This is a genomic window from Bradyrhizobium sp. Kon10 (assembly GCF_055807395.1).
This window is the reverse complement of the sequence record NZ_JBVVOZ010000013.1, coordinates 106,357-129,209: the sequence shown is the minus strand read 5'-3', so window position 1 is coordinate 129,209 and position 22,853 is coordinate 106,357. Positions and strand designations below refer to the sequence as shown.

Sequence of the window (22,853 nt, the reverse complement as noted above, 5' to 3'; positions counted from 1 at the left end):
ATCAGGCCGCGGTCGACCCGAATTCAGGGACCGCATCCTTCAGGATGGTTCTGATGGTCGCCCGATCGTCCCGTGCGATCGCCTGCTCGAGCGCCGTGATCCATTTGCGCAGGGTCTGCATCGGCGGCTCGTTCGGCTGCGCAGCCATGATGCCGGCAACGCCGATCTCGCGGGTGGGCTCCTCGGACGCGAACAGGATCTCATGCAGGCGCTCACCCGGCCGCATGCCGGTGAACACGATCTCGATGTCGTAGCCGGGCTGCAGGCCGGAGAGGCGGATCATGCGCTCGGCGAGATCGACGATCTTCACCGGCTGGCCCATATTGAGCACGTAGACCGAGACGTCCGGACGCTGTGTACCGAGCGCGTGCGTTGCCGCCGTGATGACGAGATCGCAGGCCTCGCGGATGGTCATGAAGTAGCGGACCATGTCGGGATGCGTCACCGTCACCGGGCCGCCGGCGTCGATCTGGGCCTTGAATTTCGGCACCACCGAGCCGTTCGAGGCCAGCACATTGCCGAACCGGACCGAGATCAGCCGCATCGGCGGCTTGGCGCCGCCGTGACCCGCCGCAAGATCATGGTCGAGCGCCTGGCAGTACATCTCGGCGAAGCGCTTGGTCAGGCCGAGCATCGACACCGGCTCGATCGCCTTGTCGGTGGAGATCATCACCATGGCTTCGGCGCCGGCATTGTGCGCGGCATCGGCCACGTTGATCGAACCGAAGATGTTGGTCTTGACGCCCTCGCTCCAGTCGCGCTCCAGGATCGGCACATGCTTGAGGGCGGCGGCATGGAACACGATATCCGGTTTGAACTCGGCCATCAGGCGCATGATGCGCTCGCGATCGCGGATGTCGGCGATCCGGCCTTCGATCGCGGCAGCCGCGCCATGCGCCGCGAGCGCCTCGGTGACCGCGTACAGCGCCGGCTCGGAATTTTCCACGATCAGGAGGCGCGCGGCGCCGAAGGCGACGACACGCTCGCAGATCTCGGAGCCGATCGAGCCGCCGCCGCCGGTGACGATCACCGCCTTGCCCTTGATCAGCGCTTCGAGGCGCGCATAGTCGATGATCTCGCTCGGGCGCAGCAGCAGGTCCTCGACCGCCACGGCCGTCAGCCGCGGCGTATCGCCGCTCTCGAGCGAGGGCATGCGATTGACGATCACCCCGAGCTTGCGCGCCCGCATCAGGATCGATTCCGGATGAGCCTCCGGCTCGAACGCCGACGGTGTCATCACGATGCGTGCGATCGCCTTGTTGCGCTTGGCGAAGTCGGCGATGACGTCCTCGATGTCGTCGATGCCGCCCAGCACCGGCACGTTGCGGATCGACTGGCCGCGATCGGAGTGCGACGGCGACAGCACGCCGACCGGCCAGATGCGCTTGATCGCGCCGCTTTCGATGCCGCGCAGCAGCACCTCGGCGTCCGCGGCACGGCCGATCAGCAGCGTCGGCGCGGCATCCGTGGTCCTGGCACGGCGTCGCACCCGCGTATAGCGGAAGTAGCGATAGGTCATGCGCAAGGCGCTGAGAAAGGAGATTTCAAGGAACCAGTAGAGAACGATCGTGACCTTGCCGAGAAAGAAGGCGCCGCGAACGTTGGGGGCGACGAAGATGTAGTCGAGCGCGAGGAGCGCAACCGTCAGCACGCTTGCGACGCGGATGATGTTCAGCGCGTCCGGCAGCGAGATGAAGCGCCATTTCGTCGTGGTCAGGTTGAAGATGAAGAACACGACCACGCTGAAGGCGAGGAAGTAGGGCAGGATCTGCAGCAGCAGCGGCAAGCGGTCGTAGAAGCCCTCACCGCCCTCGAAACGCAGGTAAAACGCTACGAACAGCGCCGCCGTGGTCGCCAGCAGGTCGTGGAGCGCGATCAGATAATTGCGCGAGGTAAGATGCGAAAGACGCCTCATCCGCCGACCGATGAATATCCCGTGAGTTGCAACCTGACCGCGCTGATAACCCATCTCGACGGGAGTTGCCAGCACAAGACTTGCCATCACAAGACTTGCTCGAAAAAGACTTGCCAGCAAGAGACTTGCCAGCAACAGACTTGCCAACAACAGACTTGCCAGCCGCGGCCGTTCAGGAACCTGCTTCCCCCAGCTTCGTCTCGGCCAGTTGAGCCCGGATCACCATGCCGCCGGCGACGCCGACGCCGAGGACGTACATCCAGCCCTCGTGGAAGTCGAACAGATGGGAGTTGAACAGCGAGGTGAAGATGTTCTGCGCCACGACCAGCAGACCGACCCAGTTGGCAAGTCCATCGCCGCGAAACAGCCGAAGGTGCAGAATCCAGATCGCATAGAGGACGACGACGCCGATGATGCCCCATTGCACGGCAACGTTCAGCGTCTGGTTATGCGGGTTGCCGATCACCTCGGCGGAGGCCCGGTACTGACCGCCGGGGGTTGCGACGCGCTCGAACAATCCGCGCGTCGAGCCGGTGCCGTGCCCCATGATCGGCGCCTCCGCGAAGAAGCCGAGGGACTTTCGCCAGAATTCCAGCCGCAAGCCGGCCGAGGTCGGCTCGCCCCTTTCCTTGTAGCGGGTGTAGTCGCTCACGAACGTGTCGGCGGTCTTGCGCAGCTGCGGCGAGGCCTGCCAGGCGACAGCGGCGCCCGCAAGCAGAGCGACGGAGATGATCGCGATACTGCGCCATCTCAGGTGCAGCAGCGCGAACACGCCGAACAGGATCGGGATGGTAACGAGCGCGGTGCGCGACACCACCACGAAAGCCATGTTGACGAAGAAGCTGAGTGCCAGCGCCGTGAGCAAACCGGCGATCCAGTAGCGCTTCTGGCGCAGCAGCATCACGATCGGATAGGCCAGCGCGACCGCGCACAGGGTGAACTCCTGGCTTTGGTCGATGTAGTTCTTGACGAAGATGCCGCGTTCGGCGGGATCGGTCTTGAGCGCGAGGTTGGGGTAAAAGGCGACCAGCCACGACATCACCGACAACAGTGCGCAGGACGCCAGGAAGGCGACGAACACCCAATGCCCGCGCCGCGACCGCGTGAAGTGAAACAGCAGAGCCGGAAGCATCAGCAGCTTGACGGTGGGATTGACCGCGTAAAAGCGCGCGCCCCAGGCCGCGTCCGACCACAATGTCCCCACCAGCGCGAGCAGGACCAGCGCGATCGGCGCGGCGCAGATCGGACGTTTGAGTGATTGCAGGAACTCGCGAACGTCGAGGAACGGCACCATGCAGAGCAGCATGAGCGCGTTGAATATGCCCGCAAGCGAGGTTGACCAGGGCAGCGACGCCGCGGTCAGGATCGCGAACAGGTCGACCGTCTCGCCCCAGGCCGCCGGACTGCGCAGACGCTGCCACAGCATCTGACCGGTGGTCTCGCGGGCCAGCATCGTCACTTGCCATCTCCCCGCGCGCGATGAACCAGCGCCGTCGTGCTGAAGCCCTGGAGAATGTCGACCAGCACGACGCTGCCGCCTGCGGCCTCGACGACCTCGTAGCCGACCACCTGCTCGCGGGTGTAGTCGCCGCCCTTGACCAGCGCACTCGGCTTGATCCGGGTGATCAGTTCGATCGGCGTGTCCTCCTCGAAGATGACGACGAGATCGACCGCTTCGAGCGCCGCCAGCACTTCGGCCCGCGCGCGCTCGTCCTGGACCGGACGGTCCGCGCCTTTCAGGCGCCGCACCGAAGCGTCGCTGTTGAGCCCCACGATCAGGCGATCGCAAGCGGCGCGCGCCGCGGTCAACACCTTGACATGGCCGGGATGCAGGATGTCGAAACAGCCATTGGTGAAGCCGACCCGCAAGCCCAGCCTGCGCCATTCCGCAAGCTGCGCATCGAGTGCTCCGGCCTCGAGCACGATCTTCTCCTCGGCCGCGAGATAGGCGTGCGGCAAGATCTTCCGCCGCAGCTCGGCAGCGCTCACGCTCGCCGTGCCCTGCTTGCCGACCGCAACGGCGGCTGCCGCATTTGCGATCCGCAACGCGGTGTCCCAGTGCGCGCCCGCCGCGAGCGAGACCGCGAGCGCGGCGGCGACAGTGTCGCCGGCGCCGGACACGTCGCGCACCTTGACCGGAAAGGCGGGAACGTGGACGGCCTCGCCGTTGCGCGGCACCAGCGTCATGCCGTGCTCGCCGTGGGTGACGAGGATCGCCTCGCAATCGGCAAGCCGCATCACGTCTTCCGAGGCAGCGACGATACTCTGCACCGTGTCGGCGCGGCTGCGGGTGGCTTCCGAAAATTCCTTGCGGTTGGGCGTGAGCAGCGTGGCGCCGCGATAGATTGCCCAGTTCAGGCTCTTGGGATCGACGATCACGGGCTTGCCGAGTTTTCGCGCGGCGTCGATGGTGTGGCGGATCACGCGCGCGGTCAGCACACCCTTGGCATAGTCGGACAGCAGCACGACGTCGGCGCGCGCGATCTGCGGCAGGATCGTCTCGATCAGCCTGGTCTCGACGGCATCGGAAGCAGGCGCCGCCTGCTCCCAGTCCGCGCGCAGCATGTGCGTGGAAAAATGCTCGGAGACGAAGCGCACTTTTCGCGTGGTCGGCCGCGACGGATCGCAGACCAGCAGGTTTTCGATGTCGGCCTGGTCGGCAAGCGCGGCCGCGAGCCGCCTGCCCGGCTCATCGTCGCCGACGAGGCCGACAAAGACGCAGCGCGCGCCGAGGGAGGCGATATTGCGCGCGACATTCCCCGCACCGCCGATATGGATTTCGCTGCGCTGGGCGCTGATCACCGGCGTCGGCGCTTCCGGTGAAATCCGCGACACGTCGCCATACACGAACTCGTCCAGCATGATGTCGCCGATGCACAGCACCGTGCGGCGCGTGAAGTCTTGCGCGAGTGCATCGAAATCGAGAATGGGCGTCGGCATCATCAAAGGGCCTCAGCGGAAGCGATCGGGCCGGTCGAGATAATCCCCGACATAGGCCTTCACCGCATCCTCCAGCGTCGTGAAGCCGCCATTATAGCCGGCGCGGTGGAGACGATCGACCTTGCTCTGGGTAAAGTACTGATAGCTGCCGCGGATCTGTTCGGGCATGTCGATGTAGTCGATGTTGGGCCTGGTGCCGAGCGCCGCATAGGCGGCCAGCATCAGGTCCCTGAAGCTGCGGGCCTTGCCGGTGCCGACATTGAAGATGCCGGAGACCGATGGCGTTGCCAGCAGCCACATGATCACGCGCACGACGTCGTCGACATAGATGAAATCGCGGCGCTGATCGCCGTCGGCGATGCCTTCGCAGTGCGACTTGAACAATTGCACGACACGGCCCGCCTTGACGTCGTCGAAGCGGCGCGCCAGCACGCTCATCATCGCGCCCTTGTGGTACTCGTTCGGGCCGAACACGTTGAAGAATTTCAAGCCAGCCCATTGCGGCGGCAGCTTGTCGCCGTTCGCGACGCGCTCGGCAACAGTAAGATCGAACAGATACTTGCTCCATCCGTAGAGGTTCATCGGCCGCAGTTGCTTCAGCGCAGGCAGCGAAGCATCGTCGTCGAAGCCTTCCGTCCCGTCGCCATAGGTCGCCGCCGACGAAGCGTAGATCAGCGGCACAGCATTGGCGGTGCACCAATCCAGCAGGCGCATCGAGAGGCGGAAATTGGTCTCGATGACGAGATCGCCGTCGGTGGCTGTGGTCTCGGAAATCGCGCCGAGATGGATGACCGCATCGAGCTTGCGGCCCTTGAGCCAGTCGAGCAACTCAGCCGGCGGAACGATATCCACAAGCTGTCGCTTGGCGAGATTGCGCCACTTGCCGTCGGTACCGAGGCGATCGCAGACCACGACGTCGCTGCGGCCGGCGTCGTTCAACGCGGCCACGACATTCGATCCGATAAAACCGGCCCCGCCGGTCACCAGCAACATTCCAGCATCCCTGCCCGAGTTTTAAGGTCCGGTTCTGCCCTAGCGCATGATCTGCCAAAGTGTAAGCGGTTTTGGGATCGGCGCTGCCGCCGCTTTACCCGGCGCCCCGGAGCAGCTAACCGAACCGCCACATCAGAGCACCCGTGGTCTCCCTAAGAATGAACAAAGATTCGCAATTCGGCGGAAATGAGGACCCGAGCGACACGCGCCCGATCCTGATCGTCCCCTATATGTGGATCGGCGATTTCGTCCGGAATCACACCGTCGTGCGGGTCCTGAAGGAGCGATGGCCGAATCGGCCGGTCGATCTCCTGACCACCTCGCTATGTGCCCCGCTGGTCGATTATATGCCCGGCGTGCGCGAGGGCATCCTCTGGGACCTGCCGCGCAGCCAGCTTGCCGTAGGCCGCCAGTTCGGGCTGGCAAAGCTCCTGCGCGCGCGGAACTACGGTACCGCCCTGGTGCTGCCCCGGACCTGGAAGGCGGCCATCGCGCCGGCGCTGGCCGGCATCCCCGAGCGGGTCGGCTTCGTCGGTGAGTTCCGGTTCGGCCTGCTCAACCGCTGGCGCTGGGGGGAGAAGAAGCTTCCCCGCTTCATCGACAAGAACGCCGCGCTGGCCCAGCCCGACGGCGCGCCGCTGCCGCCGGAATGGCCGGTGCCGCAATTGCGGGTCCCGTCCGAGGACATCGCCCGCTGGCGGCAGGCCAACGGCTTGAGTGCGGGCGCCGCCGTGGCGCTCGCCCCCGGCTCGGTCGGCGTCTCGAAGCGCTGGACCTCCTATCCGGAGGCCGCCCGGCTGCTGGTCGAGCGCGGGCTGGAGGTCTGGGTGGTCGGCGGCCCCGCGGAAAAGGGCCTCGCCCAGGATATCGTCGCGGCAGGCGGCCCGGGTGTCCGCGACCTCACCGGCACCGACCTGCGCAACGGCGTGCTGGCCATGGTCGCGGCCGGCGCCGCCATCTCCAACGATTCCGGCCTGATGCATATCGCAGCCGCATTGGGGACGCCCACCATGGGCATTTTCGGCCCGACCAGCCCCTATCTCTGGGCCCCCCTCAACGGCCTCGCCGCCACTGTCGTGCAGGACAAGAGCGTGCTCGCCTGCCAACCCTGCCAGAGCACGATCTGCAAGATGAACGACCACCGCTGCATGCGGGATATCGCGGCAAGCGAGGTGGTGGCGATTGCGGAGCGGGTGTTGAGGGAGGCTGGGGCCTAGGTGGGGCACCCTCTCCGTGGGAGAGACGACGGCAGGAGTTTGTGGCAACCTTGTCGGTTGTCGCATGGGACTTTAATTCCTGCCCAGGCGACACCGGCGAAGGAGATCAGTCCATGCAGCGGAAAAGTTGGGCCTCGTACGAGTGCCCCATGGCCCGCTCCGTTGACGTCATCGGCGACTGGGGCAGTTTGATGATCCTGCGCCAGGCCTTTGGCGGCACGACCCGATTTGACGATTTCCAGAAGGAGCTGGAGATGTCGCGGAACCTGCTGACCGCCCGACTGAAGAAACTCGTCGCCTCTGGCATTCTCGAACGCCGGCCCATCGCCGAGGAAGCGCGGCGGCACGAGTATGTTCTGACCGAAATGGGCGAGGATCTCTTTGCGACCATCATCGCACTGCGCCAATGGGGTGACCGATGGCTGTTCCGGCCCGATCCGCCCCCGATTCAAATGCTTGACGGCGTCGACGGCAGCGAACTGGACCCGATAAAGGTCCGCTCCTCCCTTGGGCGCGAGATCACGCTTGCCGATCTTCGCTTGCGCCGGCGCGCCGCGGGTAAGCCGAAGGCCCGGGCCGGCAACCTCTGAGCTTTTCGGTTCTGAGTGAATCAGAACCTAAGCTCTAAAGTCTTGTTTTGGCGCGTGTTCTTCACGCGAATCGGCATTCACTTCGCTCGAAAACGCTCTCATTCACGCCGGCGCCCCGACGGGGCTTGCCAACGTTCATTCAAGCGCATAAAAGTTCAATAATGAGACTAATTGGTCGGACGACCTAGCGCGAGGAGAATGAAATGCGGGCAGCGTACATCACGGGCTATGGCGACAATTCCGTGGTCGGCTACGGGGAGGTCATCGATCCTGTCCCGGGCGCCGACGAGGCGTTGATCGAGGTCCGGGCCGCCGGTGCGAATCCCGTCGAGATCGCCATGCGGCAGGGTCTGTTCCATGCCGCCTTTCCATTCACCTTTCCGCAGGTGTTGGGCTACGACGTCGCCGGCGTTGTTGTCTCCGCGCCCTCGGGCGGGGCGTTCAAGGCAGGTGCCGAGGTTTACGCCCGCCTGCCCAACCGGCGTCCCGGCGCCTATGCCGACCGCGCAGCCGTTCCACTCAGTCTCCTGGCGCACAAGCCGCGCACCCTTTCCTTCGAGGAGGCGGCGAGCCTGCCGACGGTCGCCTTGACCACCTGGCAGGCATTTGTGGAGCGCGCGCAGCTCAAGGCCGGCGAAAGGATCTTGATCCAGGCAGGCGCGGGCGGCGTCGGCGCCTTCGCCATCCAGCTCGCGAAGCACCTGGGGGCCTACGTCGTTGCGACGGGCGGACCGGACAGCCAGGCGTTCATGGCTGGGCTCGGAGCGGACCGCACGATCGACTACACGACCGAAAGCTTCGAGGCTGCCGGCCCATTCGACGTCGTCTACGACGGTGTGTGCGGTCCGCTGATCGAGCGTGGCATCGACACCCTGCGCGAGGGCGGCCGCTATGTCGGCCTGGTGCGCACCGCCGATGCCCAGAGCTATCGCGAAATCGGCTTCCCGCCTCCGGTGGCCGAGCAAGCTTCGGCGGCCATTCGACCGTTCATCGCGCGCGCCGCCGCCCGCAAGGCGGAGTTCCATGGCCCCCTCACCCGGCCGGACGGCGCTCAACTGGCGGAGATCGCGGCCCTGATCGACACCGGCGCCATCCGCGCCTCCGTGAGCGCGACCTATGGCTTCGATCAGCTCGCTGCCGCCTACGAGATTCTAGCCGGCGGACATACGCGCGGGAAGCTCGTCATCGTCCCCTGACGCAAGGCTCACTCAACAAGTCCATGGAACGGAGGCAACCATGAGCGACATCCCCACCAGGATCAGCATCGACAAGTCCACGCCGGGCTATTGGCGCGTGACCTTCAACAACCCGCCGATCAACGCGATCGATGATCGCACCTACGACGAGTTCTACGATTTGGTGGAGGAGATCGACGCGGACGATGCGCTGAAGGTCGTGACCTTCGAGAGCGCCAACCCGGACTTCTTCATCGCTCACTACAGCACGGCCGAGCCCCGCAGCCGGTTCGGCGCGCCACGCTGGATCGAACCGGCCACCAAGCTGGCTCATAGCAACGTCCTCAGCGTTGCGGTGATCCGCGGCCGGGCGCGCGGCGGTGGGAGCGAGTTCACCCTGGCCTGCGACATGCGCTTCGCCAGCAAGGAAAAGGCGATCTTTGGCCAGCCTGAGGTCGGATGCGGCCTCATCCCAGGCGGCGGGGCGCTTCAACGCCTGCCGATCCTGGTGGGCCGCTCGCGCGCGATGGAGATCATCCTCGGGAGCGACGATTTCGATGCCGAGACCGCCGAACGATACGGCTGGATCAACCGCGCCATCCCCGAAGCCCACCTCGATGAGTTCGTCGCGAATTTCGTGGGGCGCATCCTGTCGTTCGACAAACAGGCGCTGAGCACCTGCAAAGCGACCATCAACCAGCACGGCCTGCCGGACCCCGCTCAGCTGCAGGCGACGCAGGACACCTTCTTCACCACGTTCCGCTGGCCAGGCGCAGCCGAGCGCATGCCGAAGCTGCGCGCGCGAGGCATAGGAAGCGCCGGCGACTTTGAGCTGAACCTCGGCCGCGAAGTCGGTAATCTTTAGGCGACATGGCGACCCTCCCGCAGCCACTCGGGGCTCCGTATTGATCCCTCGTGTCCTGGGGCGCGTACTCATAAATCGGTGTGATATCCGCTTTGCTTTGACACCGACCGCACCCGCGCGCCAGGACAAATTGCCCTTGCGAGCGGGGTTGCGGGACCATCCGCAAGCCTGCGTTGGGTCACTCGTGTTGCGGGACCTCACTAGAAATTCCCGCAAGACGAGCCAAGCCCGCCAAGGATGTCGTGGCAGGTGTCACCAGTTTCGGGATCAATCCAGGTCTGTGGGTGGGTGGAGCGCCTGTACCGCCAACCCCGGCCGAGCATACATTTCTTATAGGCGGCTGAAGTTGCGGCGCCGTCCAGCACCACTCCGAAGCGCTGATCGCAATATTGTGCATCGGCATGGAGGGCATCATCCCCGCGCCACTGTTTTTGGGTGTTCGCATACTCTGAGTCGGCTTGGGCACCGACTAAAGCGCTCATCAACAATATCGCCGCAAGAACGAGACGCTTCATCGGAAATTCTCCACTGAATATCGATGGTCACAAATCTCAGTTGCGTCCGACGACTGCATTGGTTCACCAATGATCGATTACAAATTGGAAATGAAGCCTGGTCGCACGTCTCACGGGTGAGTTTGACGAGGTTGGATCGCGGGCCAGGCTCGGTGAAGTCGCCGCGCATCTCCAGATTGAACCCGACAGCGACCGAACCGGAAAAGACGCCGAAGGTCGGCTATGCTTGTACTGCCGAACTGTTCGGTTGCGGGCGACTTCCATCAAGTCGTCGAGCGGCCCGGTATCGGCCGGGCGACAGTCCGTGATGCCGGTGAAACAGCTTTGAAAAGGCCGCCGCTGTCTCGTAACCAACCCGGCTGGCGATGCGTGCGATGGGCTCGTCGCTGGTTTCCAGCAGGAACGCCGCCTCCGCCATCCGGCGTTCGATCACATAACGTTGCATGGGCTGGCCGACGAGCCTGCTGAAGCGCGCCGAAAATGCCGAGCGGCCGAGCCCGACGCGACGGCCAAGATCGCTCAGCGTCCAAAGCTGCTCCGGACTTTTGTGAATCAGCTTCAGCGCCGGTCCGATATGGGGGTCAGAAATGGCCCCGATCCAGCCGCCTTGTCCGGGACTGAGAGACGCGATCCAGCTTCGGAGCACCTCGACAAACAGCACTTCCGTCAGTCGTGAAAGCGCGACGCCTTGGCCAGGACGCTCGAGCGCGGACTCGCTCATCATGCGGCGCAGGATGGCTTCGAGCCAACCACGGTCCGAGGTCGGCTTCAGCAAGAGCACGGGTGGAAGCAACTCCAGCACGCTGCCAAACATCGGCCGCGACACCGTAAAATTGCCGCAGAGCATGGTCGAGAGCGGTTTTGCACCGTTGCCGTGGCGAAGGAAGCCGAGGCGTGGCGACGACCGTTCGATATCCACGATGCGCAAAGGCTCGGCCCGGCGATCCGAATAAAACACATGGGGCTCGCCACGTGTGATCACGACAAAATCGCCCCCGGTGATCTGGATTTCCTCTCCCTGTTCGAGCGCGAGGGTCGCCGAACCCTGGCTGAGATAGTGAAACAGGGCGTAGGGGCGCGCCGGCAATTCAAGATGCCAGGGATGGCCGAGCTCGAAATGAAAGAGCAGCGTCCCGCCGAGACGAACCCGATCGAGCACCTGGGTGAGTATATCCATCCACCGAGACTAGAGCAGTGGACGATCGGACACAAGATCCGGACGATTGGTCCCTATCGTCCGAGAGGTCCGCGGAATAGGTCATGCCACGGCGGGCCGACGTGACGTGCGGCAACCATTTCGCCAACGGCAGATGGAAGAACCGCGACCTTGCTGGAAACGCCTGTCCATTTCCCCGGACCGTGTTCGTCCGACATACCAACAGGAACAATCAATGCGAAATATCCTCCTCTCCGCCGCCACCGTACTGCTGGCCGGCACGACATTGGCCGGCTCCGTCCACTCCGCCGAACTGCCCAAGGGAGCAGCCCACAATATCGTGCTCGTGCACGGCGCTTTCGTTGACCAGACGAGCTGGCAGCCCGTTGCCGATATTCTTACGAAAAAAGGCTACCACGTCACGCTCGTCGAAAATCCGCTCACTTCGCTCGCCGCAGACGTTGATGCCACCAAGCAGGCGCTCGCGAAGCAGGACGGCAGGACCGTTCTGGTCGGCCACTCATGGGGTGGGATCGTCATCACGCAAGCAGGGAACGATCCCAAGGTTTCGGCGCTGGTTTATGTCTCCGCGTTCGCGCCCGACGTCGGAGAGTCTCTGGCGTCGCTGTCCAAAGCCGGCCCGCCGACCGAAGGCGGCAACGCTATTCATCCCGACGACAAGGGCAACCTCTACATCGACCCGAAGGTGTTTCCTTCCGCGGTGGCGGCCGACCTTCCCCCGGAGATCGCCGCGCATCTGGCCACCTCGCAACTTCCGCTGAACCACGTTGCATTCGAAGCCCCTGTCGACATTGCGGCTTGGCATCACAAGCCGAATTTCTACGTCATCAGCACGAAGGACAAAGTCCTCGCGCCCGAGGCCCAGAAGTCGTTCGCAGCCAGGATCCATGCTCAGACGACGGAAGTCACCGGCAGCCATGCCTCGCTCGTTGTCCATGCGAAGCAAGTCGCTGAGGTCATCGAAAAGGCGGCGCTCGCGAGGTGACTGTACCGCTCCCGGCGCTTTCGCGCCGGGAGCGCGCACGCTCGCTCAGAGGAATGCAGAACGCCTCAGACCGCGATGGCGCAAACCCGGCAAAGGCGCAGAAGCGCCAGTGGCATCCTAGAGGAATGCCTCGCTCGCCGCGCTCGCGGGTCACCCGCTCGATCATTTCATGCCAAGCATTCGGAGTACGATATGACTCAACTCGACATCGCGAACCAGGACGGTCCCACACTCGAAACGGCGCGAACCCGTTACATCGAAGGCCACGGAATCCGCTTCGCCTATCGCCGTCTCGGCCCCGCGACCGGAACTCCGCTGGTTCTCCTGCAGCACTTCTCGGGCAACATCGATGCGTGGGATCCCGCCGTCGTCAACGCTCTCGCCACCGATCGCCCTGTAATCGCATTCGACAACGCCGGGGTCGGTCGCTCGACCGGCCAAACGCCTGACAATATCGCAGCGATGGCGAGAGATGCAGTAGCCTTCATCAACCTACTCGGCGTTTCTGAAGTCGACCTGCTGGGCTTTTCTCTCGGCGGCTGCGTTGCCCAAGAGATCGCCGCCGAGCACGAACGGCTTGTCCGCAAGCTCATACTCGTCGGTACCGCCCCGAAAGGCGGAGAGGAACACCTGTTAGCGGTTCTGCAGCAGGCGTTCTCTCAAACCGATGCGCCGGACCCCCGCCTGCCGCTTTTCTTCACGAATTCGTCCGCCAGCCGGTTGTCCGGCCTGGCATTCCTGAAGCGGACGAAGGTGCGTAAGGACGATCGGGACACCGATAACGGCAGCGCAGTGACCGATCCGCAAGCTAGAGCGCTGATCACCTGGTGCGCCACGCCGGATCCCGGGCACGCCATTCTTCGCGCCATCCGCCAGCCGGCTCTTGTGGTCAGCGGCAGCGACGACACCATGCTGCCCGCGAGCAATGCCTACGCGATGTCTAGGGAACTAAGCAACGCTCAACTGGTCCTCTATCCCGATTCAGGGCACGGCGCCCTGTTTCAGCACCACGAGATCTTCGTCAGCCACGTCCGGACTTTCCTGGACGCTCGGCCCTCGGTTGCGTGATCCCCGATACTTCTGATGCGATCGAGCCACTTCAATCATGAGCGTTGGGACGGAAGATAAGATGACAATCCAAAAAATCGAAGTTGAGCGCTTCAGCCTCACGAGTTCAAAACCTTTCGACGCTGTCGTGGCTGCGCTCAAGTCGGCGGTCGGTCAGCCTGACATTGCCGAATTTTTTAGGGCGACGAGGGCAGCAAAATCCTTCCCGGATTTTGAGCGCATTGTCCAAAGCGGCGTGGGCCGCACCGACCTTATGCTCTTCGCGGAGTTCGACTTGGGCGACATCTTGCGTCGCGAAACGGGATCCAAGACGCCTAAGATCATACGGCTTGTGGTCGGCAATCCGCTTATCATGAAAGAAATGGTCAGGCACGTGCCCGATGCTGGATCTTACGCGCCAGTCACGGTCCTCATTGATGAGCGTCCCGATAGCGTTCACGTCTCTTATGACAAAATGGAGAGTTACCTGCTGCATTACGGCAGTTCGGAAGCCCTCGCCGTCGCCCGAACTCTCGATGCGAAAATCGTAACTCTGCTACGCGAATGTACAAGTTAACGTCCTGAAGCCGTGCTCGGCCGATGGAAGTGAGTGTCTCATCTCCATCGCGCAAAGTGACTGGCATCGTTGTGATCTGAACCAGACCCATAGCCACCGACCTGGAAGCGAATTCCCGCATGTACAAGATACTTCTTACCACTCTCACCGCCATGGCGCTTTCCACGGGCACTGTCGGGGCTGCTTCCGCTGTCAAGGAGGAGCCGCTCGATTCTACGACCCTTGGTACCATCAAGTCGGAGTTCGGCAGGCTGATGGAATTTGCCAACAAGCACGATTTCAAGGCTCTGCATGAGATGTTCTGGCAATCGCCCTCGACCTTATTGGTGGCTAAGAGCGCGATCCAGTCCGAGGGCAACTGGGCCGGTTATTGGGGCAACGAGGCGATTGATCAAAAGCTGCATGATATCGGCGGCTCCGGTCCGGTCGTGCTCGATCCCGATTATTCGAAGCTCAAGGTTGTCGGCCTGACGCGCGACGTCGCCGAGTCCTACGTGCCGATGAACATCACGGTCTCTTATGCGGGACAGGATGGAACAGCCAAGCCGTTTCTTATGATCATCAATTGGCTTCGCGTCGGGAAGGACTGGAAGGTCGCTTCCGAAATCATTCTGCCGGTGCCGCCCGTACCCGCCGTGAAAGGTTAGGCGCGAGGCCACCACACCTAGTTCGCTGGCGCGGGATGCTTGCCTTGGCCAAGAGCAAGGAGCGCCAAGGGCGCCAACGGGCCAGCGACGGCGGCTATCCAGAACCAGGCTCGGGGCGACCTGTCGCGGACATGAGCCATATGGGTTGCAAGCGGTATCGAAGCCAGGGAAACGACGACAAATGTCCACGTCCACATTCGACGATCTCCGGACCATCTCCGATTGCCACAATTCACTATAACAGGGAACCAGCACGACAGACCGCGCCTCCGCAAATAAGTGAGGCCGCCAGGTTGGGCGGCCTCTTTCATTCTACAGGCCCTTGGCGAAATTCGATCTACACCCAGGATTGCCAGTGCCAAGCTCGACGACATTGATGCGCAGGCTTGGTGGCCGACGTGCCCGCCCGCTTGCCGGACCACCCCGCAAAGCGTATTCACGAACTTCTGCCTTGGAACTGGCGTCCTCAGAACGTCGCTCACGCTGCCTGAGCACAGCCAGCCATTCGCCCAAACCCCGGGGCCGTGACGGGATTCGTACACTGAATGTTGAGAATGGCGGACAGCAGCCCTCGGTTAGCTGAGAGGTTCGCCTCGAATCTGCTTTCCGAAGGCAAGGTCGTCGTTGAGGCACCATTGCTCCACAACGCGTCCTTCCTTGATTCGGAAGATCGACAATTCATCGACCTCAACACGACGACAGCTGGCGGGCATGCCCGCGAACGCACCGAGATGAGTGCCCGTAGAGTGATATCGAACGGCCACTCTGTCTTCATCTATGACAATGTCGTCAATGTGCTCGCGCCAGTCCGGAAAGCCGGAACGGAGCCGCTCGATTGCCTGTCGGATACCGTCGTGTCCGTCACGGGATGGGGCCGGCCCCCAACCCTTCGGCATGTGGGCGACGAAGCTTTCGGCATACACCTCGTGGATCGACCGGGTATCGCCCGTGCTCCAGATGTCGTGCAAGCGCTCGATCAGCACAAGCATCTCCCGCCTTGTCATTGTCAGGCTCCCTTTGGATGGCGCCGAGCTTACACCGGCCGCCGAGAATCCGACAAAACCGCCACTGTCGTCATCTGTGTCCGCTAATTTGTAACCTGCCATTTGTCGGGCTCACATCTTCGCGCGCGAGACCTCCGCGACTGTGAAATAAAAAAGGGCCGCATTCGCGCGACCCCCGCCGGAAAAATTTGCTCGGAATGAAATCGCAGCCCCGGCAGGAGCAATCCTGACTCCTCCAACGGAGCTGAGGAATCCGCAATAGCACGGTGTTCCTATACCGGAACCGAACGTGTCCTAATTTCCCGGAACGACATTAAAAAGGGCCGCTGCGAGAGCGGCCCTTCGTTCTCCTTCGCGGGCAGGATCAATCGATCTCTTCGATGATGCGACGCTCCTGCGGCTCCACGATATAGGTGTGGCTGTCGCGGTTGATGTAGCGGTACTCGCGCAAGGTCGGCGCCTCGGGATAGACCTCCTCGGGGAAGCTCTCGACCTCCACGCCCTCCGGCACGCGCTCGCCGGTGCGGATCAGTGAGCCGCGGGACTAGATGGAATTGGAGCCGAGATCGGTTGGCGATCGCTGCGATGACGGCGCGGCCTCCACCTATAGGCCGCGGCCGGCGCGATGCGAACTTGCGACGATCTACTTCTACAGGTGTTTTGCCCGACGCGTCAAATTGATTTCGAAAAATCCGCAAAGACATCGCGCCGCCGCTCAAACCATTGATTTCGCAGTCACCGTCTACTGTGCATGGGGTTGTTTTCGCGGTTTTTGTTCGCGACCACGCGCCGGCACTGGCTCAGAGCAGCGGCCGGTAGACCTCGCCGATCCGCGCCGCTTCGGCATCGAGGCTGAACTGCGCAAGCACCCGTGCCCGTCCACGCATCCCCATGGCGAGCGCGGCGGCGGGATTGCGCATCAGCGGCTCCAGCGCCGCAACGAGCGCATCAGCATCACCAGTGGGGATCAGCACGCCAGTCACGCCATCCTCGACCGCGAGCTCGGCTGCACCGGCGCGCGCTGCGACGAGCGCGCTGCCCGCCGCCATCGCCTCGATCAGCGTCAGGCCGAAGCCTTCGTTGCGCGACGTGAAGGCGTAGATCGTCAGCCGCTGATACCAGCGCTGCACGTGTTCGATCGGCAGCTCGCCGGTGATGACGATGCGCGATTGCAGGTTGGCAGCCTCGATGCGCTTCTTGAGATCATTCGCAAAGGCGGTCTGCTCCGCCGTGACCTGCCCGACGATGACAGCGGTGAAATCGGGATAACGCGGCAACAGCCGGCACATCGCGTCCACGAACACGTCCGTGCCCTTCTGCGCACGCACCCGGCCGAAGCAGCCGATCGCGTAAGCGCCCGGCAGCGCGGCTTCCGCGAAGGCAGCCGTGCGATCCGCTGGCGGCGCGTAGATTTCGGTGTCGACGCCGTGCGGGATCACGGTCGCCTTCACCTTCAGGAACGACGCCGAGATCTCCGAGGTCGCGATGATCGCATCCATGCGCCGGATCAGCCAGCGCGTGATCCAGCTATGGTGCCGCTGCGCCGCCGAGGTGAAGACGAGCTTGAGCGGCCAGCCGAGCGCGCGCAGCACCACGCCTGCGATCATCTCGTTGTTGCGGCGCGCGTGCCAGATCAGCGGCGCCTTGCGGCGCCATAGCTTCAGGAAATCGGCTGTGCTCAGCCGCGCGATCCCCTCCGGGGCGTCGGAGCCGAACCACGCCGCGCGATAGAGCTTCGCCAGCCGCGGCGCCACCATCCGGTTGGTCGCGGTGACCCCGGAATAGCGCCTGTGCAGATTTGGCACGATCACCTGGAGATCACCGGGGAAGTTCGCCACGTCACGCTCCGTTTCGGAAGTCCCCTATACTCAACATTAAGCATAGTGACCAGTTCAGCGGCGCCGATACCCCCTCTTCACCACGTAAACGTTAGCTTACAGCATCGATTGGAAGACGGGTGAGAGCATGACTGTGCTAGTCACCGGCGGCGCCGGTTATGTCGGAAGTCACACGGTCCTTGCGCTGGCGGAAGCCGGCGAGGACGTCGTCGTCATCGACGATCTCTCCACCGGTTTCTCCACCTGTCTGCCCGAAGGCGTGCCGCTGTTCATTGGAGACGCCGGCGACGAGAACCTGGTCGAAGGCGTGATCGCCCAGCACGACATCGAGAGCATCATCCATTTCGCCGGCTCGGTCGTCGTGCCGGAATCGATGCGCGATCCGCTTGGCTATTACCGCAACAACTTCATGACCGCACGCAGCCTGCTCAACGTCGCAGTCAAGCGCGGCATCGACCGCTTCATCTTTTCCTCGACCGCGGCTGTCTACGGCGACCCGGACCAGGTGCCGGTGCCCGAGCATGCACCGACGCGGCCGCTGTCGCCCTACGGCTCGTCGAAGCTGATGACCGAGATCATGCTGCACGACGTCGCCGCCGCCTACGGCATGCAATATGTCGTGCTGCGCTATTTCAACGTTGCGGGTGCCGATCCGCAGGCGCGTATCGGGCTCGCCACCGTCGGCGCGACGCATCTGCTCAAGATCGCGGTTGAAGCCGCGACCGGCCAGCGCGCCAAGATCGACGTGTACGGCACCGACTACCCGACTCCGGACGGAAGCTGCATCCGCGACTTCATCCACGTCACGGACCTTTCGCAGGCCCATCGCTCGGCGCTTGCTTATCTGCGCAATGGCGGCGCCTCGACGACGCTGAATTGCGGCTACGGCCGGGGCTATTCGGTGCTGGAGACGATCGATGCGGTGCGGCGGGTATCGGGCCGCAGCTTCGCCGTGCAATACGCTCCGCGTCGCCCCGGCGACATCATGACCATGGTCGCCGATACCAGCCGGATCCGCGGCCTGCTCGACTGGAGGCCGCAATACGACGACCTCGAGACCATTGCAGCGCATGCGCTGGCCTGGGAGGACAAGCTGTTCCGGGAGTCCCATGGCGAACTCCGCCACGCCGCCTCGGCCTAGATTCCATCCGGACGCAAGCCCCTAATTGGGCTTGAAAACCGTGGCTTTAGCGGGCACAGAGGCCGTTCGATCCCTGACGCGCGGGCAGGCGTTTCCCTGCGCCGTCAATGGACACCGGATGGCGCAGTTTCCAAAGAAAATCACCGACGATCCCTACGCGGCAGCGGTCCTGATTCGCCGCCTGGTCACGGAACAAGGGTTCGTCTACTGGCGGCGCTACCTCGTCGCCTTCGCGCTGATGGCGCTCGCTGCCGGATCGACCGCGGCCGCGACCTACGTCCTCGGCCAGGTCATCAACCAGGCCTATGTCGACAAGAACATCCCGGGCATCGCGATGCTCTCGGGCGTCACGGTCATCCTGCTCTTCGTCAAGGGCGTGGCGACCTACGGCCACATGGTGATCCTGACCAAGATCAGTAACGCCATCCTCGCCACCAACCAGCGCCAGCTCTTCACCAAGCTGATGCGCGAGAGCATCGGCTTCTTCTCCGAGCGGCACTCCTCTGAATTCCTGGCGCGGCTGACGGCCGGCGCAAAGTCCATCACCGACGTTCTCAACATGCTGGTCAACGCCATCGGGCGCGACCTCATGATGCTCCTCGCCATGATCGGCGTGATGGTTTGGCAGGATCCGCTGATGTCGTTCATCGGCCTCGTCGCGGTGCCGCCGGCGATGCTGGTGCTGCGCAAGCTGGTCAAGCGCATCAAGGGCCTCGCCTTCAACCAGTTCACCGGCACCGCCGACATCATGGAGACGATGCAGGAATCGCTCCAGGGCATCCGCACGGTCAAGGCGTTCACGCTCGAAGAGACGATGCAGAACCGCATCGACGAGAACATCGCGATCGTCGAGCGCAACGCAAACAAGATGGCCCGCGTCGCCAACCGCTCCAATCCACTGATGGAGATGCTCGGCGGCTTCGCGGTGGCCGGCTGCCTGCTCTATGGCGGCTACAGCGTGGTCGCGCTCGGTGCCACACCCGGCCAGTTCTTCTCCTTCATGACCGCCTTCCTGATGGCGACCGAGCCAGCCAAGCGGCTGGCGCGGCTCAATATCGATCTCAACAGCCAGCTCGTCGGCGCGCGCATGCTGCTCGAGGTCGTCGACAGTCCGGCGAGCGAGCATTCCGACGACGACAAGCCGGCGCTGAAGCTCTCTGAAGCGAAGATCGAGCTGCGCGACGTCAGCTTCTGCTATCGCTCCGGCGAGACCGTGCTCAACCACATGAGCTTTGTTGCCGAGCCGGGCAAGGTCACCGCGCTGGTGGGCCCGTCCGGCGGCGGCAAGTCGACCGTGCTGGCGCTACTGCTGCGCTTCTACGAGGTGACGCAAGGAGCGATCGTGATCGACGGTCAGTCGATCGGCGCGATCTCGCGGAAGTCGTTGCGCGAGCAGACCGCCTATGTCGGCCAGGACGTCTATCTGTTCCGCGACACTATTCGCAGCAACATCGCCTTCGGCAGGCCGGGCGCGACAGAACAGCAAATCACCGATGCCGCGAAGGCGGCCTGCGCGCATGATTTCATCATGAGCTTCCCGCTCGGCTACGACACACCCGTCGGGGAGCACGGCACGCAACTCTCGGGCGGCCAGCGCCAGCGCATCGCGGTCGCGCGCGCGCTGATCAAGAACGCGCCGATCATCCTGCTTGACGAAGCCACCGCCGCGCTCGACTCCGAGTCCGAGAAGCAGGTGCAGGAGGCGATCGAGCATCTGTGCCAGAACCGCACCACCATCGTGATCGCGCATCGCCTGCACACCATCATGCACGCGGATGCGATCCTGGTGGTCGAGGGCGGCGAGATCATCGAGCAGGGCCGGCACGACGAGCTGTTGCGCCGCTCGGGACGCTACGCCTCGTTCTTCCGGCTGCAACATCACGACGCCGGCGCTCTGGCGCCGATCAGCGCAACCGCATAGAGTTCGTTTCACCCCAAGAGCAGCGAGACCGCTTCATGAACGCCGCCTCCTACGTCATCCCGCCTCCGTCGCAGCCGTCGCTTCCCGTCGTCGGAGAGCCCGGCCGCTATCCGGTGCGCCGCATCTGGTGCGTCGGTCGTAACTATCTCGAACACATCCGCGAGATGGGCAATGACGAGCGCGCGCCGCCGTTCTTCTTCGCCAAGCACGCCGACATGCTGGTGCCCGATGGCGCCACCATCCCCTATCCGCCGCTGACCAAGGATTTGCATCACGAGGTCGAGCTGATCGTCGCGATGAAGAGCGGCGGGCTGAACATTCCGGCCGACAAGGCGCTGGACCATGTCTACGGCTATGCTGTCGGCATCGACTTGACCCGCCGCGACCTCCAGATCGCCTCGCGCAAGAAGGAACGTCCGTGGGAGGTCGGCAAGTCGTTTGACTATTCCGCGCCCTGCTCCGCGGTGCAGCCGGCATCGAAGATCGGCCATCCCGCCAAAGGCAGTATCTGGCTCACAGTCAATGGCAAGGAAGCCCAGAAGGGCGACCTCACCGAGTTGATCTGGAACGTGCCTGAAATTATCTGGCAGCTCTCGCAGCAGGTGAAGCTCGCCGCTGGCGACATCATCATGACGGGCACGCCGGCTGGCGTGTCGCAGCTCCAGCCCGGCGACAAGCTCGAATGCGGCGTCGACGGAGTCGGCTCGCTGAAAGTGTCGATCGGCCAGCCCGAGTAGCTTATTTCAGCGAGTGGAAATCGGAAGGCCCCGGGCATGTCCGGGGCCTTTTCATTTCGATTGCCGACGATCCCGATCTACCAGGCCTTCACCGGCCGATCGGCATGGCTTGTCTGCGGCACACCGCGATTGAGCGACATGTGCGAATGGATACACAGCCAGCCATCGCCATGTCGCGAAAACACCATCGTCGCACGGCCGGGACGCGGAAACGGGGTGCCGTCGGGATGATAACCCGTGCTCGTCCATGGCGCGACCACCGTCGTCATCGCGCCATCGGGTGAGGTCAGAATCGCGGTCTGCTCGAGCACGAATCGGAAGTCGGTCGTCTTTGGCCAGACGTTGTTCCATTGCGTGGCAACCCATTGGTCCAGACCGGGGATGACGTCGTTATGCGTACCGAAGGCAAGCACATCCGGATGGAACAGCGGTCGCGCCGCGGCGTAGTCGACCTCGCGGACATAGCCCGCGAAGGTTTCCAGCCACACGTGGAAGAACTGCGCAATCTCGGCATTCGCGGCCGGCAAAGGCGCGGCTATCTGCTCCATCACCGCAACGCCGACACCACGATGAGGCCGAGGATCAGGGCCGTCAGCGAATATTTCAGCGTGTAGTACACGCTGCGATTCCATTCCTTGACCTTGCGGCTCGCAAGATGGATCTCGTAGAGCTTGCCGAACACCTTGTTGAGCACACCGACGCTCTCGCCGTCGACGTTCTGGGTTGCCGACGCCTTGACGATGTGGTGACTGACCCAGCGGTTGATCGCGGTCATGAAGCCGTACTTCATCGGACGCTCGACGTCGCAAAACAGAATGATGCGGTTGACGTCGGTCGCATTCTCGGCGCTGTGGATGAAGGTCTCGTCGAACATGAAGGCCTCGCCGTCGCGCCAGACGCATTCGACTCCGTCGACGAGGATGCGGCATTTGTTCGAGTTCGGCGTGACCAGCCCGAGGTGATAACGCAGCGAGCCCGCGAAGGGATCGCGATGCGCACCCAGCTTGCCGCCCGGCGGCAGCATCGCGAACATCGCGCCGTGGACGCTCGGAATCGAGTTGAGCAGTTGCACCGTCTTCGGGCACAAGGTGCGCGCGGAGGGCAGGAAGTCGTCGTACCATTTCAGGTAAAAGCGCTTCCAGCCGCTCTTGAAGAAGGAATAGAAGCCCCAGTCATTGTTCTTCGCAGCCGCGCGAATGAAGCCCTCGTCGAACAGGCGCACCGCCTCGTCGCGAATGGTTTCCCAGTTGTCGCTGAGCGGTTTCAATTCGGGGAAGTTCTCGACCGCAATGACCGGCCTGTTCGGCACCGCCGAGCCCGCATACATCAGCACGTTGTAGGGGGCGAGATAGGTCGAGTGGTCGCCGAGCTGGCGCGCGAAGCGCAGCCGCTGCTTGCCCCGGAAGTGAACGTAAATCGTCGATGCCGCCAGCACATAGAGAATGACGAGTTGCGGCGCAAAAAGCTGTTTCAGCATTTCCCCAGTTCCCGAGTGAACCGGGGACGTGATCTACTCCGACATAGCCGCAGCGGCAAGATATTCACCGCACCGTTGCGTTCACGCGGGGG

At 63.3% G+C, this 22,853-nt stretch carries 21 protein-coding genes and 1 pseudogene; 11 read left to right on the top strand and 11 right to left on the bottom strand.

Annotation, left to right across the window (positions count from 1 at the left end; translation table 11 throughout):
- Position 1: 1 nt before the first annotated feature.
- From AC0L2O_RS19685 to rfaD, 4 genes are all read right to left on the bottom strand, one after another.
- Positions 2-1,915, bottom strand: coding sequence for an SDR family NAD(P)-dependent oxidoreductase (locus tag AC0L2O_RS19685; RefSeq protein ID WP_473370863.1), 1,914 nt, complete (start codon positions 1,913-1,915; stop codon positions 2-4).
- Positions 1,916-2,087: 172 nt separating this feature from the next.
- On the bottom strand, positions 2,088-3,374 hold the full coding sequence (locus tag AC0L2O_RS19680) for an O-antigen ligase family protein (protein ID WP_473370862.1): 1,287 nt from the start codon (positions 3,372-3,374) through the stop codon (positions 2,088-2,090).
- Positions 3,371-4,855: a D-glycero-beta-D-manno-heptose-7-phosphate kinase gene (gene rfaE1 / locus AC0L2O_RS19675; RefSeq protein ID WP_473370912.1), complete on the bottom strand. Its 1,485-nt coding sequence runs from the start codon at positions 4,853-4,855 to the stop codon at positions 3,371-3,373. The genes AC0L2O_RS19680 and rfaE1 overlap by 4 nt, the downstream gene beginning before the upstream one ends.
- Before the next feature lie 12 nt (positions 4,856-4,867).
- Positions 4,868-5,848, bottom strand: a complete 981-nt coding sequence (gene rfaD / locus AC0L2O_RS19670) for an ADP-glyceromanno-heptose 6-epimerase (protein WP_473370861.1) — start codon at positions 5,846-5,848, stop codon at positions 4,868-4,870.
- 158 nt (positions 5,849-6,006) lie between these two features.
- On the opposite strand from rfaD, the gene waaF reads away from it, so the two are divergent.
- The 4 genes from waaF (at position 6,007) to AC0L2O_RS19650 (ending at position 9,695) form a co-directional block, all read left to right on the top strand.
- A complete protein-coding gene (waaF, locus tag AC0L2O_RS19665) occupies positions 6,007-7,065 on the top strand; it encodes a lipopolysaccharide heptosyltransferase II (protein ID WP_473370860.1) in 1,059 nt (352 codons plus the stop codon).
- Between the two features lie 149 nt (positions 7,066-7,214).
- Positions 7,215-7,655, top strand: coding sequence for a winged helix-turn-helix transcriptional regulator (locus tag AC0L2O_RS19660; protein ID WP_369722595.1), 441 nt, complete (start codon positions 7,215-7,217; stop codon positions 7,653-7,655).
- Positions 7,656-7,858: 203 nt separating this feature from the next.
- Positions 7,859-8,851, top strand: coding sequence for an NADP-dependent oxidoreductase (locus AC0L2O_RS19655; protein WP_369722594.1), 993 nt, complete (start codon positions 7,859-7,861; stop codon positions 8,849-8,851).
- Between the two features lie 40 nt (positions 8,852-8,891).
- A complete protein-coding gene (locus tag AC0L2O_RS19650) occupies positions 8,892-9,695 on the top strand; it encodes an enoyl-CoA hydratase/isomerase family protein (protein WP_369722593.1) in 804 nt (267 codons plus the stop codon).
- A gap of 200 nt (positions 9,696-9,895) precedes the next feature.
- Here the strand turns inward: AC0L2O_RS19650 and AC0L2O_RS19645 are convergent, their stop codons facing one another.
- The gene (locus tag AC0L2O_RS19645) at positions 9,896-10,210 is read right to left on the bottom strand and encodes a hypothetical protein (protein ID WP_473370859.1); all 315 of its coding nucleotides are present in this window, start codon (positions 10,208-10,210) and stop codon (positions 9,896-9,898) included.
- 220 nt (positions 10,211-10,430) lie between these two features.
- On the bottom strand, positions 10,431-11,387 hold the full coding sequence (locus AC0L2O_RS19640; RefSeq protein WP_369722590.1) for an AraC family transcriptional regulator: 957 nt from the start codon (positions 11,385-11,387) through the stop codon (positions 10,431-10,433).
- A gap of 214 nt (positions 11,388-11,601) precedes the next feature.
- On the opposite strand from AC0L2O_RS19640, the gene AC0L2O_RS19635 reads away from it, so the two are divergent.
- From AC0L2O_RS19635 to AC0L2O_RS19620, 4 genes are all read left to right on the top strand, one after another.
- On the top strand, positions 11,602-12,372 hold the full coding sequence (locus tag AC0L2O_RS19635; RefSeq protein ID WP_473370911.1) for an alpha/beta fold hydrolase: 771 nt from the start codon (positions 11,602-11,604) through the stop codon (positions 12,370-12,372).
- A 192-nt stretch (positions 12,373-12,564) separates the two neighbouring features.
- Positions 12,565-13,440, top strand: a complete 876-nt coding sequence (locus tag AC0L2O_RS19630) for an alpha/beta fold hydrolase (RefSeq protein WP_473370858.1) — start codon at positions 12,565-12,567, stop codon at positions 13,438-13,440.
- A gap of 61 nt (positions 13,441-13,501) precedes the next feature.
- Positions 13,502-13,996, top strand: coding sequence for a DUF302 domain-containing protein (locus AC0L2O_RS19625; RefSeq protein ID WP_473370857.1), 495 nt, complete (start codon positions 13,502-13,504; stop codon positions 13,994-13,996).
- A 119-nt stretch (positions 13,997-14,115) separates the two neighbouring features.
- Complete coding sequence (locus AC0L2O_RS19620) at positions 14,116-14,643, top strand: hypothetical protein (RefSeq protein WP_473370856.1); 528 nt, start codon at positions 14,116-14,118, stop codon at positions 14,641-14,643.
- A 575-nt stretch (positions 14,644-15,218) separates the two neighbouring features.
- Here AC0L2O_RS19620 and AC0L2O_RS19615 read toward each other — a convergent pair.
- From AC0L2O_RS19615 to AC0L2O_RS19605, 3 genes and pseudogenes are all read right to left on the bottom strand, one after another.
- Positions 15,219-15,749, bottom strand: a complete 531-nt coding sequence (locus tag AC0L2O_RS19615; protein WP_473370855.1) for an ester cyclase — start codon at positions 15,747-15,749, stop codon at positions 15,219-15,221.
- Positions 15,750-16,011: 262 nt separating this feature from the next.
- A pseudogene (locus tag AC0L2O_RS19610) lies at positions 16,012-16,176 on the bottom strand (DUF1236 domain-containing protein); the annotation flags it as partial.
- 271 nt (positions 16,177-16,447) lie between these two features.
- Positions 16,448-17,485: a glycosyltransferase family 4 protein gene (locus AC0L2O_RS19605; protein WP_473370854.1), complete on the bottom strand. Its 1,038-nt coding sequence runs from the start codon at positions 17,483-17,485 to the stop codon at positions 16,448-16,450.
- A 127-nt stretch (positions 17,486-17,612) separates the two neighbouring features.
- On the opposite strand from AC0L2O_RS19605, the gene galE reads away from it, so the two are divergent.
- From galE to AC0L2O_RS19590, 3 genes are all read left to right on the top strand, one after another.
- Complete coding sequence (gene galE / locus AC0L2O_RS19600; protein WP_369722583.1) at positions 17,613-18,626, top strand: UDP-glucose 4-epimerase GalE; 1,014 nt, start codon at positions 17,613-17,615, stop codon at positions 18,624-18,626.
- Between the two features lie 118 nt (positions 18,627-18,744).
- On the top strand, positions 18,745-20,547 hold the full coding sequence (locus AC0L2O_RS19595; protein WP_369722582.1) for an ABC transporter ATP-binding protein: 1,803 nt from the start codon (positions 18,745-18,747) through the stop codon (positions 20,545-20,547).
- A gap of 35 nt (positions 20,548-20,582) precedes the next feature.
- Entirely contained in the window at positions 20,583-21,284 is a 702-nt protein-coding gene (locus tag AC0L2O_RS19590; RefSeq protein ID WP_473370853.1) for a fumarylacetoacetate hydrolase family protein, read from the top strand.
- A gap of 77 nt (positions 21,285-21,361) precedes the next feature.
- On the opposite strand, the gene AC0L2O_RS19585 is transcribed toward AC0L2O_RS19590, so the two are convergent.
- Together AC0L2O_RS19585 and AC0L2O_RS19580 are read right to left on the bottom strand one after the other, a co-directional pair.
- Positions 21,362-21,832, bottom strand: a complete 471-nt coding sequence (locus AC0L2O_RS19585) for a YybH family protein (protein WP_369722580.1) — start codon at positions 21,830-21,832, stop codon at positions 21,362-21,364.
- Positions 21,832-22,761 (bottom strand): aspartyl/asparaginyl beta-hydroxylase domain-containing protein, encoded by a 930-nt coding sequence (locus tag AC0L2O_RS19580; protein ID WP_369722579.1) that lies wholly within the window; start codon positions 22,759-22,761, stop codon positions 21,832-21,834. Before AC0L2O_RS19580 ends, AC0L2O_RS19585 begins: the two co-directional genes overlap by 1 nt.
- Positions 22,762-22,853 lie beyond the last annotated feature (92 nt).

Excerpts from the sequence above, each read along its gene's own strand:
- AC0L2O_RS19685 (WP_473370863.1), bottom strand. The coding sequence starts at position 1,915 with ATGAGGCGTCTTTCGCATCTTACCTCGCGCAATTATCTGATCGCGCTC.
- rfaE1 (WP_473370912.1), bottom strand. The coding sequence starts at position 4,855 with ATGCCGACGCCCATTCTCGATTTCGATGCACTCGCGCAAGACTTCACG.
- rfaD (WP_473370861.1), bottom strand. The coding sequence starts at position 5,848 with ATGTTGCTGGTGACCGGCGGGGCCGGTTTTATCGGATCGAATGTCGTG.
- waaF (WP_473370860.1), top strand. The coding sequence starts at position 6,007 with ATGAACAAAGATTCGCAATTCGGCGGAAATGAGGACCCGAGCGACACG.
- AC0L2O_RS19660 (WP_369722595.1), top strand. The coding sequence starts at position 7,215 with ATGGCCCGCTCCGTTGACGTCATCGGCGACTGGGGCAGTTTGATGATC.
- AC0L2O_RS19655 (WP_369722594.1), top strand. The coding sequence starts at position 7,859 with ATGCGGGCAGCGTACATCACGGGCTATGGCGACAATTCCGTGGTCGGC.
- AC0L2O_RS19650 (WP_369722593.1), top strand. The coding sequence starts at position 8,892 with ATGAGCGACATCCCCACCAGGATCAGCATCGACAAGTCCACGCCGGGC.
- AC0L2O_RS19645 (WP_473370859.1), bottom strand. The coding sequence starts at position 10,210 with ATGAAGCGTCTCGTTCTTGCGGCGATATTGTTGATGAGCGCTTTAGTC.
- AC0L2O_RS19640 (WP_369722590.1), bottom strand. The coding sequence starts at position 11,387 with ATGGATATACTCACCCAGGTGCTCGATCGGGTTCGTCTCGGCGGGACG.
- AC0L2O_RS19635 (WP_473370911.1), top strand. The coding sequence starts at position 11,602 with ATGCGAAATATCCTCCTCTCCGCCGCCACCGTACTGCTGGCCGGCACG.
- AC0L2O_RS19630 (WP_473370858.1), top strand. The coding sequence starts at position 12,565 with ATGACTCAACTCGACATCGCGAACCAGGACGGTCCCACACTCGAAACG.
- AC0L2O_RS19625 (WP_473370857.1), top strand. The coding sequence starts at position 13,502 with ATGACAATCCAAAAAATCGAAGTTGAGCGCTTCAGCCTCACGAGTTCA.
- AC0L2O_RS19620 (WP_473370856.1), top strand. The coding sequence starts at position 14,116 with ATGTACAAGATACTTCTTACCACTCTCACCGCCATGGCGCTTTCCACG.
- AC0L2O_RS19615 (WP_473370855.1), bottom strand. The coding sequence starts at position 15,749 with ATGGCAGGTTACAAATTAGCGGACACAGATGACGACAGTGGCGGTTTT.
- galE (WP_369722583.1), top strand. The coding sequence starts at position 17,613 with ATGACTGTGCTAGTCACCGGCGGCGCCGGTTATGTCGGAAGTCACACG.
- AC0L2O_RS19595 (WP_369722582.1), top strand. The coding sequence starts at position 18,745 with ATGGCGCAGTTTCCAAAGAAAATCACCGACGATCCCTACGCGGCAGCG.
- AC0L2O_RS19590 (WP_473370853.1), top strand. The coding sequence starts at position 20,583 with ATGAACGCCGCCTCCTACGTCATCCCGCCTCCGTCGCAGCCGTCGCTT.
- AC0L2O_RS19585 (WP_369722580.1), bottom strand. The coding sequence starts at position 21,832 with ATGGAGCAGATAGCCGCGCCTTTGCCGGCCGCGAATGCCGAGATTGCG.
- AC0L2O_RS19580 (WP_369722579.1), bottom strand. The coding sequence starts at position 22,761 with ATGCTGAAACAGCTTTTTGCGCCGCAACTCGTCATTCTCTATGTGCTG.